At 56.1% G+C, this 17,353-nt stretch carries 11 protein-coding genes; 2 read left to right on the top strand and 9 right to left on the bottom strand.

Annotated features, from left to right (window positions below):
• Positions 1-36: 36 nt before the first annotated feature.
• The 5 genes from I6N93_RS11690 to I6N93_RS11670 form a co-directional block, all read right to left on the bottom strand.
• Positions 37-987, bottom strand: a complete 951-nt coding sequence (locus tag I6N93_RS11690) for a glutathione S-transferase family protein (RefSeq protein WP_085688095.1) — start codon at positions 985-987, stop codon at positions 37-39.
• A gap of 108 nt (positions 988-1,095) precedes the next feature.
• Entirely contained in the window at positions 1,096-4,176 is a 3,081-nt protein-coding gene (mdtC, locus tag I6N93_RS11685; protein WP_085688093.1) for a multidrug efflux RND transporter permease subunit MdtC, read from the bottom strand.
• Complete coding sequence (locus tag I6N93_RS11680) at positions 4,176-7,298, bottom strand: MdtB/MuxB family multidrug efflux RND transporter permease subunit (RefSeq protein WP_085688091.1); 3,123 nt, start codon at positions 7,296-7,298, stop codon at positions 4,176-4,178. The genes mdtC and I6N93_RS11680 overlap by 1 nt, the downstream gene beginning before the upstream one ends.
• The gene (locus I6N93_RS11675) at positions 7,298-8,524 is read right to left on the bottom strand and encodes an MdtA/MuxA family multidrug efflux RND transporter periplasmic adaptor subunit (RefSeq protein WP_085688089.1); all 1,227 of its coding nucleotides are present in this window, start codon (positions 8,522-8,524) and stop codon (positions 7,298-7,300) included. The genes I6N93_RS11680 and I6N93_RS11675 overlap by 1 nt, the downstream gene beginning before the upstream one ends.
• Positions 8,525-8,736: 212 nt before the next feature.
• Positions 8,737-9,921 carry a NupC/NupG family nucleoside CNT transporter gene (locus I6N93_RS11670; protein ID WP_085688087.1) on the bottom strand — a complete coding sequence of 395 codons (1,185 nt, stop codon included), beginning with the start codon at positions 9,919-9,921 and terminating at the stop codon, positions 8,737-8,739.
• A gap of 254 nt (positions 9,922-10,175) precedes the next feature.
• Between I6N93_RS11670 and I6N93_RS11665 the strand changes: the two genes are divergently transcribed.
• The gene (locus tag I6N93_RS11665) at positions 10,176-11,138 is read left to right on the top strand and encodes an aldo/keto reductase (protein WP_085688085.1); all 963 of its coding nucleotides are present in this window, start codon (positions 10,176-10,178) and stop codon (positions 11,136-11,138) included.
• A 620-nt stretch (positions 11,139-11,758) separates the two neighbouring features.
• Here the strand turns inward: I6N93_RS11665 and ompA are convergent.
• Both ompA and sulA read right to left on the bottom strand, forming a co-directional pair.
• The gene (ompA, locus tag I6N93_RS11660) at positions 11,759-12,811 is read right to left on the bottom strand and encodes a porin OmpA (protein ID WP_085688084.1); all 1,053 of its coding nucleotides are present in this window, start codon (positions 12,809-12,811) and stop codon (positions 11,759-11,761) included.
• Positions 12,812-13,170: 359 nt separating this feature from the next.
• Positions 13,171-13,668 carry an SOS-induced cell division inhibitor SulA gene (gene sulA, locus I6N93_RS11655; RefSeq protein WP_085688082.1) on the bottom strand — a complete coding sequence of 166 codons (498 nt, stop codon included), beginning with the start codon at positions 13,666-13,668 and terminating at the stop codon, positions 13,171-13,173.
• 216 nt (positions 13,669-13,884) lie between these two features.
• Here sulA and I6N93_RS11650 point away from each other — a divergent pair, with 216 nt between their 5' ends.
• Positions 13,885-14,511, top strand: a complete 627-nt coding sequence (locus I6N93_RS11650) for a TfoX/Sxy family DNA transformation protein (protein WP_085688079.1) — start codon at positions 13,885-13,887, stop codon at positions 14,509-14,511.
• A 113-nt stretch (positions 14,512-14,624) separates the two neighbouring features.
• Here the strand turns inward: I6N93_RS11650 and yccS are convergent, their stop codons facing one another.
• Together yccS and I6N93_RS11640 are read right to left on the bottom strand one after the other, a co-directional pair.
• On the bottom strand, positions 14,625-16,781 hold the full coding sequence (gene yccS / locus I6N93_RS11645) for a YccS family putative transporter (protein WP_085688077.1): 2,157 nt from the start codon (positions 16,779-16,781) through the stop codon (positions 14,625-14,627).
• Positions 16,782-16,796: 15 nt separating this feature from the next.
• Positions 16,797-17,243 (bottom strand): YccF domain-containing protein, encoded by a 447-nt coding sequence (locus I6N93_RS11640; protein ID WP_085688075.1) that lies wholly within the window; start codon positions 17,241-17,243, stop codon positions 16,797-16,799.
• Between the last annotated feature and the right edge of the window lie 110 nt (positions 17,244-17,353).

The raw sequence follows: 17,353 nt of genomic DNA, 5'->3' as shown, positions 1-17,353 counted from the left end.
GGGGAAAAATCAGTATTCGACTTACAAAAAGTATGCCTATTTCGCTGTGCTGCCGACCCTATGGCGGTGGTGTGGCCGATCGAGATCGATTTCCGGCCCCAGCGGCACGATGCCGGTAGGATTGAGCCATCGAATGCCGTAGTAGCCGGACTTGATATGCTCGATATTAACCGTTTCACGGATGCCGGGCTGCTGATACAGATCGCGCAGGTAGTGAGAGAGGTGAGGGTAATCCTCAATACGGCGAATATTGCATTTGAATGCGCCGTGATAGGCCACATCGAAACGCACCAGCGTGACGAACAGCCGCCAGTCAGCTTCCGTTACCGCGTCTCCCGTCAGATAACGGTGTTTCGCCAGATGCGCGTCCACTGTGTCCAGCGCGGCGAACAGCGCCGTGACCGCTTGGGCATAGTGTTCCTGCGTGCGGGAGAAGCCGGTCTTGTAGACGCCGTTGTTGATCGTATCGTAAATCAGCGAGTTCCAACGATCGATATCAGCGCGCAGCGCGGGAGGATAGAAGTCCTCGACGTTGCCGGTGAGCGTATTGAAGGCGTTGTTAAAGAGACGAATGATGTCGGCAGATTCGTTGTTGACGATCCGTCCTTCCCGGCGATCCCACAGGACCGGCACGGACACTTTGCCGGTGTAGTGCGCGTCGCTCGCAGTGTACAGCTCATGTAAGTAGCGCACGGCCGGCAGATGCGGCCCCGCATCCTGCGGCGTGCTGAACGCCCAGCCCTGCTCGCCGATATGCGGTTCGGCCACGGAGAGTGAAATCACCGGCTCCAGCGCTTTCAGCTTGCGGAAGATCAGCGTTCTCGACGCCCACGGGCAGAAATAGGAAACGAACAGCTGATAGCGCCCGGCTTCAGGCGCGAGCGTCGTTTCCCTGAACCGAGTGGCCTCACGGTGAAACGCGCCGTTTTTAGTCTCTTCCGCCGCCACGTCGCCGACCACCCATCGACCTTTCACTAAACCCGACATCGCTGACTCCTTTACCGTTTGATAATCAGAACATTCAGGCTAACAGACTCAGTTTGCGTGGCTATCGTAAATTTTTCACCGAGTCGGACCGTTTTTTTTTAACGCCTGTCAGAGTGACTCCGGCAGCGTCACCGTGCGGCGTGCGCGTCGCTGGGACAGCCGGTCAAAGAACAGGTAAACCACCGGTGTGGTATAGAGCGTCAGCAGCTGACTCATGACCAGCCCGCCGACGATGGTGATCCCCAGCGGCTGGCGCAGCTCCGCGCCGTCGCCGCTGCTTATTACCAGCGGCAGCGCGCCGAGCAAGGCGGCCAGTGTGGTCATAAAAATCGGGCGGAAGCGGAGCTGGCAGGCCTGAAATATCGCATCGCGCGCGCTGAGGTTCTGAGTCCGTTGCGCGACCAGCGCGAAGTCCACCATCATGATGGCGTTCTTTTTCACAATGCCGATCAGCAACATAATGCCGATGAGCGCGACCAGGCTGAACGGCTTATCGAACAGCTTCAGCGCCAGCAGCGCGCCCACCCCCGCCGACGGCAGGGTGGAGATGATGGTCAGCGGGTGTACGTAGCTTTCGTACAGCATCCCCAGCACGATATACACCGTGACGATGGCGGCGATGATCAGCGCCACCTGCGACGACTGCGACTGCTGGAACGCCAGCGCGGTGCCGGCGAATTGGCCGCGGACGTTGGAAGGCACGCCGAGCGCGGTCATGGTTCGCTCAATGGCGAAGGTCGCATCGGACAGGCTGGCGTTCGGCGGCAGGTTGAAGGAGATCGTCGCCGCGGCGGACAGCCCCTGATGGTTGACCGACAGCGGCGCGTTAGCGGGCAGCCAGCGGGCGAAATAGGACAGGGGGATCGCCTTGCCCTCGCTGTTGATAACGAACATCTGGTTCAGCGCGGTGGCGTCCTGCGCATACACCGGATCGACCACCATCACCACCTTGTACTGGTTCAGCGGCTGATAGAGGGTGGAGATCTGCCGTTGCCCGAAGGCGTTGTTGAGCAGGGCGTTGATATCCGACACGCTGATGCCGAGCTGAGCCAGCGTATCGCGGTCGTAGGTCAGCGCCAGTTCTGCGCCTTTGTCCTGCTGGTCTGAACTGACGTCCGCCAGCTCCGGCCGTTCAGCCAGCGCCGCGCGGATTTTCGGCTCCCACTGGCGCAACGCGCTCAAATCGTCAGACAACAGCGTGTATTGATAGCTGGCGTTAGCCTCGCGGCCGCCCATCCGCACATCCTGCACCGCCATCAGGAACAGGCTGGCGCCCGGTTCCTGAGCCAGTTTGGACCTCAGCCTGGCGATGATTTGCTGCGAGCTGGCGCCGCGCTCCGCCAGCGGTTTCAGGCTGATGAACATTGACCCGCTATTGGTCCGGTTGCCGCCGGTAAAACCGGTCACGTTGTCCACGGCGGGATCGCTGCTGATGGTTTTCATGAGATCCTGCATCTTGATCTTCATGGCCTGGAACGAGATGCTCTGGTCGCCCTGCACGAAGCCCATAATCCGGCCGGTATCCTGCTCCGGGAACAGGGTTTTCGGCATGTCGACATAGAGCCAGACGCTCAGGCCGATAGTGCCGAACAGGACCAGCACAACCCAGCGCGCGCGCGCCAATACTCCGTTCAGCGACAGCGCATACCGCCCCTGCAAGGCGAGCAATACGCGATTGAATCCCCGGCGGCGCGGCTGGCTGCGTGGGGCGTGCGGACGCAGCAGGCGCGCGCACATCATCGGCGTCAGGGTGAGCGAGACCACCAGCGAAATGATGATCGCCACGCACAGGGTGACGGCGAATTCACGAAACAGTCGCCCCGACAGCCCGTCCATCAGCAGTAGCGGAATGAAAACGGCGATCAGCGACACGCTCATGGAGACAACGGTGAAACCGACTTCGCGCACGCCCTGTATCGCCGCCTGCATCGGCCTGATGCCCGCTTCGATATGACGGGCGGTGTTTTCCAGCACCACGATGGCGTCGTCCACCACGAAGCCGGTGGCGATCGTCAGTGCCATCAACGACAGATTGTTCAGGCTGAAACCGCACAGATACATGGCGGCGAACGTGCCGATCAGCGAAATAGGCACCGCCGCCGCCGGGATCAGCGTGGCGCGCCCGGAGCGCAGGAACAGGTACACCACCAGAATCACCAGCGCGACGGCAATGACCAGCGCCTGCTCCACCTCCGCCAGCGACGCGCGAATCGTGGGAGTGCGGTCTTGCGCGACGTTTAAATGCACGGATGCGGGCAGCGTGGCGCTCAGTTCGGGTAACGCGGCGCGGATGCTGTCGACGGTGGAGATGATGTTGGCTTCGGGCGCGCGGCGGATAATAACCAGCACGGCGGGTTCGCCGTTCGTCATCCCCGCGTTGAGCGTGTCCTGCACGGAGTCTTCGACTTTGGCGACGTCGCTGAGCCGCACTGGCGCGCCGTTGTTGTAGTGAACAATGAGCGGACGGTAGACCTTCGCCGTCTTCAGCTCGTCGTTGGTTTCAATCTGCCAGTGCGTCGTGTTGTCATTCACGCTGCCGACGGGCAGGCGCACGTTGGCGTTATCGATCGCCTCACGGACTTTATCCAGCGATACGCCTTGGTTAAATAGCGCCAGCGGGTTAAGCGATATCCTCACCGCCGGGAGCGAACTGCCGCCGATGGTGATATCGCCCACGCCCTCCAGCTGTGAAATGCGCGGATAGACCTGATTGATGGCGATATCGTACAGCTGGCTGGGGGAGTAGGTGTCCGAGGTCAGCGTCATAATCATGATCGGCGCGTCTGACGGGTTCACCTTACGGTAGGTGGGGCGGCTGGCCATGCCTGAGGGCAGCAGACTCTGGGCGGCGTTGATGGCGGCCTGCACGTCGCGGGCGGCGCCGTTGATATCACGATCCAGCTCAAACTGCAGAATAATGCGGGTGCTGCCGAGTGAACTCATGGAGGTCATTTCGGTGATGCCCGCGATGCGGCCGAGCGACCGCTCCAGCGGCGTCGCCACCGAGGATGCCATGGTTTCCGGCGAGGCGCCCGACAGCGAGGCCGAGACCGAGATTACCGGGAAGTCTACCTGCGGCAGCGGCGAGACCGGCAGCAGTCGGAAGCCGAGTACCCCGCACAGCGCAATCGCCAGCGCCAGCAGCGTGGTCGCGACGGGACGATGAATAAACAGCGCGAACAGCTTCATCAGACTTCTTCCTGCGTTTCGGCCGGTTTGCGGCGAAGACGAAGAGAAAGGCGGTCAAACAGCAGGTAGATCGCCGGCGTGGTAAATAGCGTCAGCACCTGGCTCATCACCAGGCCGCCGACCATACAGATGCCCAGCGGACGCCGGAGTTCGGCGCCGACCCCGGTGCTCAGCATCAGCGGCAGTGCGCTGAGCAGCGCGGCCATTGTGGTCATCAGGATGGGGCGGAAACGCAGCAGACAGGCCTGATAAATCGCGTCATACGGCGACATACCCTGTTGGCGTTCGGCGGCCAGCGCGAAGTCGATCATCATGATCGCATTCTTTTTCACGATCCCGATCAGCAGGATGATACCGATGATGGCGATGATATCCAGATCGCTCCCGGCGACCAGCAAGGCCAGCAGCGCGCCGACGCCCGCCGTCGGGAGGGTGGAGAGGATGGTCACCGGATGAATGAAGCTTTCGTACAGCACGCCGAGCACGATATACATCGCGATTACCGCAGCGATAACCAGCCAGACGGTGCTGGTCAGTGCGGACTGGAAGGCGAGGGTGCTGCCCTGAAAACGAGTCGTGATTTCCGACGGCAGTTCCATGCTCTGCTGAGCTTTCTCGATGGCTTTGACCGCATCTCCCAGCGCATAACCGGGCGCCAGATTAAAGGAGACCGTCGCCGCCGGGAAGCGGTCGATGTGGTTGATCGCCAGCGGTCCCTGACGCTGTTCCACCGTGGCGATACTGCCCAGCGGGACGACGCCGCCCTCGCTATTGATCAGCCGGATATCGTCGAGGGCCGCTAATCCGTTGCGCTGGCGGGTGTCTTGTTCCAGCACGACGCGGTACTGGTTTGACTGGGTATAGATGGTGGAAATCAGCCGCTGTCCGAAGGCGTTGTAGAGCGCGTTATCGATATCCGACATCGAAATACCGAGCCGGGTGGCGCTGTCCCGGTCTACCTTCACGTAAGCGACGGCGGCTTCGTCCTGCCAGTCGCTGCTGACGTCCTGTAGTTCGGGCAGGGCGGAGAGCTGTTCCACCAGCTTGGGCACCCAGGCGCTGAGCGTATCCAGCGACAGCGTTTGGACGGTCAACTGGTACTGGGTTTTGCTGATCTGGGTATCGATAGTCAGATCCTGAACCGGCTGCAGATACAGCGTAACGCCCGGCAGCTGCGCCGTCTGCTGCTGCAAGCGAATGATGACCTCGGTCATGCTGTCGCTGCGCTCGCTCTGCGGCTTAAGGTTGATTTGCAGACGTCCGCTGTTGAGCGACGGGTTAGTGCCATCCACGCCGATTAGCGACGAGACGCTTTGTACGTCCGGATCTTTCATGATGATGGAGGCGACCTGCTGCTGTTTTTGCGCCATCGCGGTGAAAGATACGGTCTGGGAGGCGTGTACGGTGCCCTGAATGATCCCGTTATCCTGCTGCGGGAAAAAGCCTTTCGGAATCACCAGATACAGTAAAACGGTCAGTACCAGCGTGCTTAACGCCACACAGAGCGTCAGCCAGGGATGTTGCAGCACCCGCGTCAGCCCGCGGCCATAGGCGGCAATCACCCGGTCGAAGAAGCGTTCGCTGGCGCGCGTAAAACGGTTTTGTCGACTCAGGCCCTTGTGGCTCAGCATGCGGGCGCACATCATCGGCGTCAGGGTGAGCGACACCACGGCGGAAATCAAAATGGAGATCGCCAGCGTCATCGCAAATTCGCGAAACAGCCTGCCGATGATATCGCCCATAAACAGCAGCGGGATCAGCACGGCGATAAGCGAGAACGTCAGGGAGATAATGGTAAAGCCGATTTCGCCTGCCCCCTTCAGCGCCGCGTTCAGCGGCTTTTCGCCGCGTTCGATGTAGCGGGCGATGTTCTCGATTACCACGATGGCATCGTCCACCACGAAACCGGTGGCGATAGTCAGCGCCATCAGCGTGAGGTTGTTGATGGAGAAACCGAGGAAATACATGGCGGCAAAGGTGCCGATCAGCGACAGCGGCACGACGATGCTGGGGATGAGCGTGGCGACCGCGTTGCGCAGAAAGAGGTAGATCACCATGATGACCAGCGCGATGGCCAGAATCAGCTCGAACTGCACATCCTCGACGGAGGCGCGGATGGTGGTGGTGCGGTCCGTGAGCAGCGACATTTCGACCGACTTGGGCAGGCTGGCCTGTAGAGACGGCAGCAGACGGCGGATGTTATCCGCCGTCGCAATCACGTTGGCGCCCGGCTGGCGCTGCACGTTAATAATGATGGCCTGCTGGCGGTTCGCCCACGCGGCCAGATAAGTGTTTTCCGGCGCCTGTTCAACCGTGGCGACGTCGCGCAGCCTGACCGGCGCGCTGTTGCTCCAGTTGATGATGAGCTGGCGATAGTCGTCAATCGAATGCATCTGGTCGTTGGCGGAGAGCGTGACCGAGCGGGTCGGGCCGTCGAAGCTCCCTTTCGGCGCGTTGACGTTAGCGGCGGTAATGGCGGTGCGCACGGTTTCGCTGCTCAGCCCATAGGCCGCCAGCGCCGTCGGGTTCAGGCGGACCCTAACCGAGGGGCGTTGCCCGCCCGCGAGCGAGACCAGCCCGACGCCGGAGACCTGAGAGATTTTTTGGGCGATGCGGGTTTCCACCAGATCCTGCACCTGCGTCATCGGCATGGCGGTGGAGGTCACCGCCAGCGTCATAATCGGCGGATCGGCCGGGTTGACCTTACTGTAAACCGGCGGGTTAGGCAGATCGCTGGGCAGCAGGTTGGTGGCGGCGTTAATGGCCGCCTGAACATCCTGTTCCGCGACGTCGAGCGCCAGATTGAGCTGGAACTGCAGCGTAATGACCGATGCGCCGCCGGCGCTTTGGCTCGACATCTGCTTTAGCCCGGAAATGCCGCCGAATTGGCGTTCCAGCGGAGCGGTCACCGCCGACGTCATGACGTCGGGGCTGGCACCGGGATAGAGCGTGAACACCTGGATCGTCGGGTAGTCGACTTCCGGTAGCGCGGAAACGGGCAGGGCGCGATAGCCGATGATCCCGGCCAGCAAAATCGCCACCATCAACAACGTGGTGGCGACCGGGCGCAGAATGAACAGTCGGGACGGGCCGCCGCCCTGATTCGGCGTGCTGTCCTGCATCAGGGCGTCTCCGCTTTTTTCGCCTGGCGATCTTTACCGGCGGTTGTGGACGCTGGCTCGGTGGAGGCGGAAGGGATTACGTCAACCTTCATGCCTTCCGTGAGACGGTCGATACCGTCCGTCACGACCTGTTCACCTGCATTTAGGCCGCTATTGATGACCACGTTCTGTCCGTACTGGATACCGATGGATACCAGATGCTTGCTCGCCTGATTTTCGTCATTCAACAACCAGACGAAGTGGCCTTCGTTGCCCATTTGCACGGCGGAGGCGGGCGCTAGAACCGCGTTTTGCAACGTATCTACCTTCATCCGGATGTTCACAAATTGATTGGGAAACAGGCGATCTTCGCTGTTTTCAAAACGCGCTTTCAGTTTGATGGTGCCGGTGGTGGCGTCGATCTGGTTATCCATGCTGAGCAACCGGCCTTGCGACAGCATCTGCTGGTTGGCGCGGTCCCAGGCTTCGACAACGACGGGCCGATCGGATTTCTGAGCCTTGAGAATAGTGGCGATACTGTCTTCCGGCAGCGAGAAAATGGCGTCGATGGGGTGCGTCTGCGTCAATACCAGCAGATCGTCCGTACTGGTGATATAGTTGCCGACATCGACCAGACGCAGGCCGACGCGGCCGCCGGCGGGAGCGGTTATCCTGCTGTACGTCAGCTGCAACAGGGCGCTGTCCAGCGCACCCTGATCGGTCTGGACGGCGGCTTCGTACTGCTTCACCAGCGAGGCCTGCGTATCCAGCTCCTGACGCGACACCAGATTGGTTTTCACCAGCCCCTGATAACGCGCCAGATCCCGGCGCGCATTGGCGAGCAGCGCCTGGTCTCTGGCCAACTGTCCTTTCGCCTGAGCGACGTCCACCTCGAAAGGCCGCGGGTCGATTTCCGCCAGCAACGCGCCGGCGGCCACCTGCTGGCCTTCTTCAAAGTGCAGCGCCATCAATTGTCCGCTGACCCGGCTGCGCACGGTGACGGTATTCGCCGACGTGACGGTGCCGAGTCCGGTCAGGTAGTAAGGCACCGAGGCGGTAAACGAGCGCGCGACCTGCACCGGCGGTGTGGTCATGGAACGATGACCTTCGCCTCTGCCGCCGTTGGAAGCGGCTTTTTCCGTTGAGCTCGCGGGCGGGGTCGTGGAGTAAAAATATCGCCACGCAATAACCACTACGACGATAACGGCGATCAATGACAGCAAGCGAAAGAGACGTTTGGTATTCATAGTAATGAAACGAGATCTCCGATGCCCCAAAGTGGGGGAATTAGCAAAGAGAGCGATGCTTGGTCTATAGGGTAAAGTGCTTATAACTATAGAGAGTAAATATGAAACATAAATTAAGACAATAAGGAAGAGAACTTCGTGAGGATAAAAAAACACCCGGTTATCGTTTGATGACCGGGTAGCGTTAACGCAAAGAGGTAAGCTGGAAAGGCTTAGAGCACCAGTCCGGCAATAGCCGCAGACAGCAGGCTCACCAGTGTGGAGCCGTAAACCAGCTTCAGTCCGAAGCGGGATACGGTGTTGCCCTGTGCTTCATTTAGGCCCTTGATCGCCCCTGCCACAATTCCAATGGAGGAGAAGTTGGCGAAGGAGACCAGGAAAACAGACAGAATCCCCACGCTGCGCGGAGACAGCTGGGCAGAAACTTTCTGCAATTCCATCATGGCGACGAATTCGTTAGACACCAGTTTGGTCGCCATAATGCCGCCTACCTGCAGGGCTTCATTTGCCGGGATACCCATGATCCAGGCAACGGGGTAGAAGAAGTAGCCGAGAATTTCCTGGAAGCTAAGGCCGAAGATTGCACTGAACAAGGCGTTAATGGCGGCGATAAGCGCGATAAAACCAATCAGCATGGCGGAGACGATGACGGCTACTTTGAAGCCGGTGAGAATGTAATCTCCCAGCATTTCGAAGAAGCTCTGATTTTCGTGAATGTTGCTGAGTTGTAGTTCCGGCTCATCATCGACGCTGTACGGGTTAATCAGGGACAGGACGATGAACGTACTGAACATGTTGAGCACCAGCGCGGCCACCACGAACCTGGCGTCCAGCATGGTCATGTAGGCGCCGACAATAGACATGGACACGGTGGACATCGCCGTCGCCGCCATCGTGTACATTCTTTTTTCCGACATCTTGCCCAGAATATCTTTATAGGCGATGAAGTTTTCCGATTGTCCCAAAATCAGCGAGCTCACCGCGTTGAAGGATTCCAGCCTGCCCATTCCGTTCACTTTCGACAGCACGGTTCCGATTACGCGAATGATAAAAGGCAGAACTTTGATGTATTGCAGGATACCGATCAACGCAGAGATGAAGACAATGGGGCAGAGTACCTTGAGGAAGAAAAAGGCCAGACCTTGAGCATTCATGTTGCCAAAGACGAAGTTGGTGCCTTCAGCGGCAAAACCGAGCAACTTGTCGAACATGCTCGCGAATCCGGTGACGAAACCTAACCCTATGGAAGAGTAGAGGAAGAAATAGGCCAGTACGATTTCTATGACTAAGAGCTGGATGATATAGCGGATACGGATGCTTTTTCGATCGCGGCAGATCAAAAGCGATAAGCCGGCGATGACGATTAGCGCCAGGACGAATTGCACGAGATGGGACATGTTTGCTCCAGATATGATACAGGCCAAATTTTCACGTTAGGTTGGTAACGTCGGCGTCAACATTGAGAGTAGATACGCTGGGCGCGAATTATATATTGGAAAATAACCTAAACTAAAGCATTGGTCTCATAGCATTAACTTTTATTCGGCTCAGTGGCGCCGGGGACCAGCGCTTTGCTGACTAAGTCTTGTACGAACGCGGCTGCTTTTCAGCGGCTACTTTAAGGCGAGTTTAAGTAAAAAGGAGATTGCCTATGACTGCTTCAACCCCTTCCCGAGAGCTTGGACGTTCTGGGATCCACGTTCCTTTGATCACTTTCGGCGGTAACGTTTTCGGCTGGACTATCGATGAGCCAACCTCGTTTAACCTGCTGGACGCGTTGGTGGATCAGGGACTCAATTTTATCGATACGGCGGATGTGTACTCCGTATGGGCAGATGGCAACCAGGGCGGCGAATCTGAAACGATTATCGGCAACTGGCTAAAGAAAAGCGGTCAACGCGACAAGGTCATCATCGCGACCAAAGTTGGCATGGAGATGGGAAATGGCGCTAAGGGGCTGGCTCCCGCCTACATTCGTCGCGCTGTTGAGGACTCTCTGCGTCGTCTGAACACGGACTATATCGACCTCTATCAGGCCCATACCGACGATAAAGCGACGCCGCTGGAAGATACGCTGTCAACATTCGATGCGTTGATTCGAGAGGGTAAAGTTCGCGCTATCGGCGCCTCGAATTATGAGGCTGACCGATTGGTTCAGGCGCTGCAAATGAGTCAAGACCACCAGTGGGCACGTTATGAAACGCTGCAGCCTGAATACAATTTGTATGACAGGCAGCACTATGAATCGGGTCTGGAAGCGATAGCCAAAGAGTATGGACTGGGCGTTATTAGCTATTATTCGCTGGCTAGCGGATTCTTGTCCGGTAAATATCGCCACCCGGAAGACGCCTCCAAAAGCTTACGGGGTAAAGGCGTCGTGGATCGTTATCTCAATGATCGGGGCATCAAGATCGTAGAGGCATTGGATCAGGTCGCGAAGGCACATAATGTGTCGTCCAGCCAGGTCGCGCTGGCCTGGTTGATCGCGCGTCCGAGCGTGACTTCGCCAATCGCCAGCGCCACGTCGGTTCAGCAGGTCGCCGAACTGGCTGCTGCGACCCGATTGTCTCTGACAGCGGAGGATATTGCTGTGCTGAATAGCGCAAGCCAATAGTGATGAGGTAAACATAAGCGCGCGTACTCGTTTATGACAGGGCGCGCGTACCACCCCCCATTACGGAGACGCACTTTCAGCTGACGTCTACAATCGCGTAAAAGAAGAAGAGAACAACCGAAGATTACCTATGTCGTTATTCCCGTTCACTTATTTTCTGCCGTCCCGATCTTTGATGACAAGCACTATGGTCTTGTCATAGACCACATTCTTTTTTTTTTGCACTTTTTTCTTTCCTCTTTTTTGTCCGTTTATTTAGTTTTCGTATTATTTATTGTCATGATAAAAGTATGCCTAATCCTTCGCTGAGTTAAAAATTAGCAGGAAAGGGAGTTAGTCATCAGGAAATGAAAGCGGCAATAAAAATAAATGGCGTATTTTATTTCAATGTCACTCACTTAATAAAAATCACACGATTGTTTTTCGGCAGGAAGAAATAGTTTGGCGTGGGAAGGTTAAATAAAAAGAGCAGGAAGCGCGGTAGTTTGCAGAGTCGGTGATTAAGCATGAATCGACATTTAAAAATAAAAATGGCCCCTGAAATTCAAGGGCCATAATCCTTCTCGGGATATGACGCAGTGAGTCGCTACGTCATCATCTCATGTGAAAGGCGAGTGCGATTAAGCCTGCGGCTGAGTCACAACGTCTTTAATACCTTTCACTTCGATTTCTACACGACGATCCGGGGCCAGGCAGTCGATCAAGGCTTTACGGCCTTTCACGCTGTCACAGGTAGAACCGGTAACCGGGTTAGATTCGCCAAGACCACGGGCAGAGATTTTGTCAGCCGGGATGCCTTTGGCAACCAGATAGTCAACGACGCTCTGAGCACGGCGAGTGGACAGGCCTTCGTTATACTGTTCTGAACCCAGACGGTCAGTGAAGCCCAGGACGACTACGGAACCGTCTTTAGGATCCATGGTGCTCAGCTGAGTGTACAGCTGGTCCAGAGAGCTCTGGCCTTCAGGACGCAGTTCTGCTTTGTTAAAAGTGAACAGTACGTCAGATTTCAGAGTGAAGCGTTTGGTCTGAACGACCGGAGCCGGCGCCGGAGTCGGTGCTACGACCGGAGCTGGAGTTTCCTGACCGAAACGGTAAGAAACGCCAACGCTCAGCATGCCGTTATCAGGACGACCGCCAACGGTACCTGCGTCGCCGATGTTGTTAACCCACTGGTAGTCCAGACGAGTAGCCCAGTTTTTGGTGACTGCATATTCCAGACCTACTGCAGCCATCGGAGAAATACCGGTGTCGTTGCCGCCGCGGCCAGTCACGTCGTCGTGGCTGTCAGCACGCCAGAAAAAACCACCCAGACGAGTATAAACGTCCAGATCGTCAACGATCGGGTAGCTCAGTTTGGCAGCCAGCTGAACGCCCTGTGCTTTAAAGTTACCACGGTTTTCACCGGTGTACTTCATACGGCCCAGCCAGTCATAACCCAGTTCGAAGCCCAGGTATTGGTTAGCTTGATAACCACCGAAGGCGCCAGCGCCCAGTTGGTTTTCGTGCGGGGAGTTAGTGGTTTGGTAACCGTTGCCGTACAGGCCAGTGTCATGGAACTGAGACCAGCCCAGTTTGGCGCCTGCGTACCAGGTATTGTCGTTAGGTGCTGCTTGAGCTACGGAAGCCAAGCCAGCCAGTGCCACTGCAACTGCGATAGCTGTTTTTTTCATTTTTACGCCTCATTATCATCCAAACAGGTAATTAACTCTTCGAGATAATAAACCTTTGGTTAAAATCTTTTTGAAGGAAACATTGCTCTTAATTATTCTCACCAGTCAGCTGATGTTATATGAAGAGCAACTCCTGCGGGTAAAGTCTACAACGTGATGCAAAAGTTACAAGTATGATGTTAGAAGTCCCAGACAAAATCCTAGCGTTTCACACATACTTACTAACAAATAATAGATTAATTTGTCAGTTCGGACAGATTATTTATGGCTGGTGATGGGAGGGGAGGAGTAAAGAACTCAATGCCTGCGGGGGATCTTTAACTCTGAGGCCTTCCCCCGTAGGAATGCTCTTAATTTACTTAATGATACAATCTGGAGTGAATTTTTAACGTAGAAAATGGTCTGTTGATGGCTTTTGGCTCTGATCGCATGATAAATCCGTAGGTATTCCCGCTTTCCGCCGCCTCGCGCAGGCGCGTTTTTTCTTCATCTTCCAGATCCGCCGGCAACCAGCATAACACCGCGCTGTAGTTCCCCGTCCTCAACGCTTTTTCCATTGCCTCTAATGTCCCTGCCGGGTTGATATGGTGGAGTTCAATCATCTTCTCGAGCGGCAAGCCCGCTTGCTGCAGCCAGGCGCGGCTGAGTTTTTGCTGTGGCGCCAGCCATAACAGCCAGCGAGACTGCATTCCTAATTGCTGCAACAACGGCAGCAGCAAGGGGGCCAGAATAGGCTGATCGTCGCTGTAGACAATTTCACTGATGATGCCGCCGCCGTTAGGCGTGGCCGCAGGCACATCCTGCGTGTGTAAAGAAGACTGAGAGAAGCGGCGAGCGTTAACGAGTTGTGTGCGCATGAGTGAATTCCACCGGCAGGGTTACTGTATGCGCATACAGTAATGCGTGTACAAATAAAGATCAATCGGAATTTGAAAGCGCCTCGCATAATTTACAGGGAATGTCCAGTAACGCCATTTTGTGTTTGAGGCAACCGTTTTCGTATGCTTAATTACTTGTTCCCGTTACGTATATTGCGATTCAGTAATTAGGGTGAACATGATAAGGACAATGTTATGAAGCATTTATGCGAAAAAAGGATTCGGCAGTCTAAGTACGTTTTCTCCTCTTTGGGAACTATTAGTTCCCGGTCTCAATTTGGCGGCTACAGCATCGCAGCAGACAAGATTATCTTCGCGCTGGTGTCCAACGGTGAACTTTATCTACGGGCATCGCGACAGCATGAAGTGCATTTTCGCGCTCGGGAGATGGTGAGCATGGTTTGCACCAACCGCGGCGTGCCTGTTCCATTGAACTATTACGAGGTGGACAATACCTTGTGGAACAATGAACCAGAACTCCTGCATCTGGCGTCGTTGTCATTGGAAGGGGCCCGGCAAGATAAGGTCATCAAGACGCAAAGTATCAGGCTGAAAGACTTGCCTAACCTTAACCATTATTTAGAACGGCAGTTGTGGAAAGCGGGGATTCGCAACATTGAACAGTTGCATGAACTGGGGGAGATACAGAGTTTTCTTCGGTTAAGCGTCGTCAGGCACGATCTCAATCTCAGCGTATTGCTCGCGCTGGCAGGCGCCATTCGTGGCGTTCATCAGGCGGCGTTGCCGGAGCAAGTGCGCCAAGAGCTGATTGAGTGGTTTAAACACCACCTTGCGAGCCAGGGGAAACAGCCTAAACACTGATAAGGTTGTTCATCCAACCCAAGGGAAGAATCTCCGTGCGCGCAGACGTCGTGTGGCGCGCACGGGATTTAAGCTGAGTAGCGATGAAGATGAGACTCCGAAAACTGATGCGATCAAGTCCGCGCCGGGCTGGCCGACGGCTCCGCCATCTGGGCTTTTAAGGCTTCTAACTTCGGCAGCAGCTCACTCATGAGGCCAATTTGCTGCAACACCAACTGATCTTTACTTTCAGACTCTGGATTAGCGGTGCGAATGCGTACTTCCAACGACGCCAGCCGCCGGCTGAGTTGACCCCGATCGTTGCCATCGCTATGCAAAGCGTCGTCCACGTAGCAAACCGCGTCATCCAGCAGCTGCAGCGTTTCTGGCGACGAAAGTTTTTCCCGATGGGCGCCTAGCGTGGAGATATAGCTCAGTAACGTGTGGTTCAGACACATCAGCCGAAAAGCATGCTCGCGTTTTTCTTTGGTGGCATATGGCTCGACGGACATATTAGAGACCACCGACGCCAGTTCGGCATCGCTGTTGTGAGCATCGCGACGGGCGATACGGTACGCCAGGCTGTTATTTTTCCCCTGATGGTACTGCTCCATAATTGCATCCAGGTAGCGGCAGTTGGCATACAGCGTTTTATTGACGACCGCAGGAAGAGCGCGGAAACGCCAGTCGGGCCAGATGAAGCTGACTGCCGCCCAGGCGATGCCGCAGCCGATCAGCGTATCAAGCACTCTCGGCACGGTTACTTCGTATCCTTCACCCAGCAGGTTGAAGCACAGCAGCACCAGCAGGGTGATAAACAGCGTCGCGTGGGCGTACTGCACGGTGCGGAAAGCGAAAAACAGCACGCCGCTGATGACGATTAGCGTCATTTGTCCTTCTATCGACGGTACGAAATAGAGGATGGGTAGCCCGAACAGAACCCCGGCCAGCGTGCCGATGACGCGCAACTTGAGACGATGACGCGTCGCATTGTAGTTCGGCTGGCAGACAAACAGGCTGGTCAGCAAAATCCAGTAGCCGTGTTGCAGATGAGTGACCTGAATAAATGCATAACCGCCGCACAGCAGTACGGACATCCGCACCGCGTGGCGAAACAGCGCCGATTTCGGCGTGAGATGACGGCTGATACGCAGGCAGATATCGCTCCAACCGGTGATTTTATCATCCGCCAGCAGCCGGTTTTCCTTCTGCTCGTCCTGTTCAACGGATTGCTCGGATTCAATGGTGGCGAGCTGGGCATCGATGGCGCGCAGGTTGTTGATTAGGTGGCGCATGGCCTTCAGCTGTGCGACGGATGTCCCCTGCGTCGCCAGTTTTTCGAGGGTCAGTTCCAGATGCGTGAAGGCTTTTTCAATACGCGGATCGTGCTGATACTTCTGGTGCAGCAAAATGGACCGGGCCAGTTGCTCACAGGCACGAGATTGCATCGACAGCAGGCGCTGAAAACGAAACAGTGCATCACTGTAACGCAGCGTTTCGCGTAGCTGCGCATACTGCACATGGGAAGAGCTGGCGCGTTCGTGAATATCTTGCGCGACGAAATAGTAGTGCAACGTTCTGCGAGTGCTGCGCTGACCGCGATCTCCCCGCAGACGGGTCAGCAGCGAAGACTTGGCCTGATTGAGTGTCTCAACCAGTTGACTGTTAGCCATCGCCACATCGATCAACGGCTGATTATCGTCTTCTATATCAGGATCAAACAGATTGGATTTGGCGTCGAGATAGTGCGCAAGCTGTTGATAGCAGCGGGCCAGGCTATCCTGGAGAGGACGGATGGGGAACAGAATGTGTCCGAGCAGCGTGAGCAGGTTGTACCACAGCGCGCCGACCAGCAACAAAGCAGGCTGCTGATACCAGCTGTCGTAGAGCGAAATGCCGAGCATGGTGTAAATGGCGATCAGCAGCGCGCCGAAGGCAATTGTGGCGTAGCGCTGTCCTAGCGCGCCCAGCAGAATAAATCCGCAGGTGGAAAGCGCGAGTCCAAGGCCAAAGAGCCACGGGTAGGGAAACAACAGTTCGATGGAAACGGAGGCGATCAAAAAACAGCCCAGGGTAATGAGCAGATTCATCAGGCGGCCCGTCAGACGATCGTCAAGATCCGCCAGCGCTGCGGCAACCACGCCGAGCGTGAGCGGAATCGTGGTGGTTGGAATATCCAGCCACCAGGGGACGACGGCAGCACCCGCCAGCGCTAGAAAAATACGGATGTTGTAAAGCCAGTGACTGTTATAGATATACCGGCGCAGATAGGCTGTAAGGATCACGATCACAATAATTCCGCTTGATTACTGAAAACGGCGTCGGGCATTGGCTTCCCGTGAGGCTCGAGCTTCTTCCACAGAGACCACGCGGCGACCGACCGGCCAGAGTGCAATGGCTGCAATTTTGAAGTTGGCGATGCCGACCGGAATACCGATGACGGTAAGGCACTGTGCAATCCCGCAGGCGATGTGTGAAAGGCAGAGCCACCAGCCGAAAAAGATCACCCAAAAGACATTCAACAGTGTGCCACCCGCATTAAGTAAACGGTTTTTTTCTGAGGGGCACAATTCGTCAACGTGTACGGCTTCATTACCGTAGGGCAGCAGAGACAGCTTGGTGATCTCCCAACAGGAGCGGGTCAGGGGAATCGTGAAAATCAATAGGATGCTGACGCAGGTTGCCGCGAGCCAGGCTAGCGTGGTGAAAAATCCGCCCAGGACAAAATTCAGAATGTTGAGCACGGTGCGCATAGTTTCTCCAGGACTTGTGTTTTGAATCAAACTCTATGATGAAGAAAGAATTATCACATTATTGGCAACGATATCCTAACCCGTTTTTATGGCTAGAGCATGCGGGGAAA

Origin of the sequence: Lonsdalea populi (assembly GCF_015999465.1) — a bacterium.
GTDB classification, from domain to species: Bacteria; Pseudomonadota; Gammaproteobacteria; order Enterobacterales; family Enterobacteriaceae; genus Lonsdalea; species Lonsdalea populi.
This window is presented reverse-complemented; position numbering and strand designations above follow the sequence as displayed.